Below are 2,998 nucleotides of genomic sequence, written 5' to 3'. Positions count from 1 at the left end.
AGCGTCTCTTCGAAGTCCATCCCCTCGAAGGTATAGCGGTCGACCTGGGTCCAAACCCCATCTTCCTGCACGGGAACCTTGTGCACCTTGACTTTATTGACTTTGAGCTTGCCGGTCTTCTCATCCACCCAGAAGTCGAGGTCGTAATACTCGTCCTTGCTGCCCGGCTTGCGGAAGTCGGTGCAGGCGAAGTAGTCGCCTTCTTCTTTCAGGTGACGCACGGGGCGATGAATTTCGACGAATTGCAGCTTGAGGTCCTCGCCCGTCTTCTCGTCCTTGACGGTGATGTTGCCGTCTTCGTCCTTATTCTCGAGGATGTAGTCGTGGATCGCGCTCATCACCTGCCAAGCTCTGGCGCCTTCGATACTGCCGGGGTGCTCTTGCACCGGCAGCCACCACCAGGCCACGGGTAGCCGCGTGATCATAAAATAGCCGTCGCCGTCGCGCTTCGGACCCTTCTGCACGCGGATGTCCATGAGGGTGAGCTCGTTGCCTTCCGGCTTGAACCAGAAGTCGAGGGCGTATTGCTTCTTCGGCTCGTCCTTGTCGTGGAAGATGACGTTGGCGAACCAGCCATAGCCCTCCATGCCGCGCACGATCTTGACCTCCTCGTAGACGAGGTTGAGATCGGTATCGAGCTTGGGATCGTGGAACACGAAGGAGCCGTCCTTGGTGCGTTCATTGAGGACTTCCTCCACGCGGGCGTTCACGTCCGTGTCCTTGAAGACCTTGGCGCCGGATGCGGCGGCCGCGTGCTGCTTCTCCAGGAAGGCCTTCGCTTTGGCGATGTTGCCTTCAGGGTCCTTGAGGAAGGAAGCCTTCGAGTTCTCACCTGAGAAGCAGTAGACCTTGCCGTTCTCGTCGGTCCAATTCACCGAGCAATCGGTGCTGACCATCTGGCCGTCGGCGAGACCCATGGCGCAGCTATCGTCGAACTCACCATGGGAGGGAGCCATCGACATGTCGTCTGCGGCAAGGGTTGCGGTTGCGCTGCCAAAGCTCAGCGCCGCGGCGAGCATCGCCGGGAGCGCCAGAGAGACGGAGAGCCTATAGGCGGGGCTATCAAACATTGTCCTGATTTCCTTGGGCGTTTTTTGTTGGAGTCCGAGCTGTCGCCTTTTTAGTCCGCTTCAATGCATCCGGTCTGTGACTTAAATCACCATCCGGAAGTGTCATGTCCGGGAGGCGGAACGCAGAGCGGGCCGCGTGTCCTCCGGGGCGCCGGCGCCGTAAGTGGCGAGTGCTGCCCGGTCGAGCACCTCGATGGAGCCGCGTGAGGATCTCACCCAGCCCATCCGCTCCCATTCGGACAGATACCGGCTGATGACCTCACGCACGCTGCCGAGATCGAGCGCCAATTGCTGATGGGTCTTCGAGACGATCCCGTCCGCGTCGGTTTCTGCCAGGATCCGGCGTGCCAGGCGCAGGTCGAGGCTGGCGAAAGCCACCTCGTCCACCAGCATGATGAGGCTCGACAGCAAGTCGCCGTAATTGCCGAGGACGTAGTGCCGGAACTTCGGCGAGGAGATCATGAGGCGGTGGAAGACATTGGCCGGCAGCGCGGCCAAAAGGACGTCGGCCTGGGCCGTGCTTTCCGCGGGGAACGGATTGCCCGCAATCAAGCATGAGGTGGTCAGCACGCAGGTCTCACCCGGACCCACCTGATAGAGCATGATCTCGCGGCCCGACTCCGAGGTCTTGAAGATCCGGGTCTGCCCTTCGATGCACATCACGTAGTTTTGGCAGGTCTGCCCTTGGTAGTAGGCGATGTCGCCTTCGCGCAGCTGGTTGAACTGGGTGGCCCCGAGCAGTTCGCTCTTGGCTTCCGGCTCGAGCTCCGCGAGCTCAGGAAAGGCGTTGAGCCAGCGCGTGATCAGGATTTGGTTCGCCATCGCTCGATCAATGTCCCGCTTGAAGCCGGAACGCCCGCAATCGGCGGAGGGGCCAAAATTCGGGCAAACGCGGCAGATTACCGCGAGCATATGGGAACAATGGCAAGGGGAGGGATCAAAAAGCCGTTACGAGCCGGGCCGGCTACGAGAGCGGATTAAGCATGCCGGAGGCTCAAACGCTTGACGCCATGGGCGCCAAACCCCTTATCTTGGGCTGTCAGCAGGCCGGATGGCCGCTCCGCCGCCCGTATTGCGTATTCGGCGGGGAGGAAAGTCCGGGCTCCTTGGAAGCATGGTGCCGGATAACATCCGGCGGGGGCGACCCTAGGGAAAGTGCCACAGAAAGCAAACCGCCTGTCTGAAGCCTTCGGGCGGAAGCGGGTAAGGGTGAAAGGGTGCGGTAAGAGCGCACCGCGTCTTTGGCAACAAAGGCGGCAGGGCAAACCCCACCGGGAGCAAGACCGAATAGGGGCGGCGCGGGCGAGAGATCGCTCAAGTCTGTTTCCGGACAAGCCGCCCGGGTTGGTTGCACGAGGCGCCTCGTAAGATGCGCCCCAGATGAATGGCCATCACCTCGCGCGAGCGAGGAACAGAACCCGGCTTACAGGCTTGGTGACATGTTTAGGGCCGGCGTGAGGGTGATCCCCTCGCGCCGGCCTCCAATTTTCTGCCGTCTATCCACCACATTTCCTGAAACCGATAGGCATCCGGCGCGTTTAATCTCAACATTTCGAGCTCACCGAAAGGAGACTGACCATGCTTGGTTGGGCTTTAACGTTTCTTGTTATCGCGCTTATTGCCGGCCTGCTCGGCTTCGGCGGCATCGCCGGCGCATCTGCGAGTATCGCACAGATCTTGTTCTTTATTTTCCTGGTTCTGCTCGTGATCTCGCTCGTCATGCATTTCATGCGACGTGCGTAGCGAGACGACGCGAATTTAAAGAGAAACGGCCGGCGCGGAATTCCGCGTCGGCCGTTTCTGCAAAAGAAGCGCCGGAGGAGGAGGGGCGCTTCGGACTACTCTGCGATCACACGAGATCGAAGCGATCGGCGTTCATCACCTTGGTCCACGCCGCCACGAAGTCGTGCACCAACTTTTCCTTGGCG

At 60.4% G+C, this 2,998-nt stretch carries 3 protein-coding genes, 1 other RNA gene and 1 pseudogene; 2 read left to right on the top strand and 3 right to left on the bottom strand.

The window, feature by feature from the left end:
- Positions 1 to 1,070: hypothetical protein (locus ACSLE4_RS04055; protein ID WP_435903195.1), on the bottom strand; the 1,070-nt coding region annotated here is incomplete at its 3' end.
- Between the two features lie 102 nt (positions 1,071 to 1,172).
- The gene (locus ACSLE4_RS04050; RefSeq protein ID WP_435903194.1) at positions 1,173 to 1,892 is read right to left on the bottom strand and encodes a Crp/Fnr family transcriptional regulator; all 720 of its coding nucleotides are present in this window, start codon (positions 1,890 to 1,892) and stop codon (positions 1,173 to 1,175) included.
- A gap of 217 nt (positions 1,893 to 2,109) precedes the next feature.
- Between ACSLE4_RS04050 and rnpB the strand changes: the two genes are divergently transcribed.
- Positions 2,110 to 2,512: RNase P RNA component class A (rnpB, locus tag ACSLE4_RS04045), an RNA gene on the top strand.
- 136 nt (positions 2,513 to 2,648) lie between these two features.
- Complete coding sequence (locus tag ACSLE4_RS04040) at positions 2,649 to 2,813, top strand: DUF1328 domain-containing protein (RefSeq protein WP_069622921.1); 165 nt, start codon at positions 2,649 to 2,651, stop codon at positions 2,811 to 2,813.
- A gap of 106 nt (positions 2,814 to 2,919) precedes the next feature.
- Here the strand turns inward: ACSLE4_RS04040 and ACSLE4_RS04035 are convergent.
- Positions 2,920 to 2,998: pseudogene (locus ACSLE4_RS04035) on the bottom strand (catalase (peroxidase I)-like protein); the annotation flags it as partial.

Source organism: Methyloceanibacter sp. (assembly GCF_051306395.1).
Lineage (GTDB): Bacteria > Pseudomonadota > Alphaproteobacteria > Rhizobiales > Methyloligellaceae > Methyloceanibacter.
Note: the sequence above shows the minus strand (reverse complement) of the source record. Positions and strands in the feature narration are given on the sequence as shown.

Coding starts and splice junctions, on each gene's coding strand:
- ACSLE4_RS04050 (WP_435903194.1), bottom strand. CDS start 1,892: ATGGCGAACCAAATCCTGATCACGCGCTGGCTCAACGCCTTTCCTGAG.
- ACSLE4_RS04040 (WP_069622921.1), top strand. CDS start 2,649: ATGCTTGGTTGGGCTTTAACGTTTCTTGTTATCGCGCTTATTGCCGGC.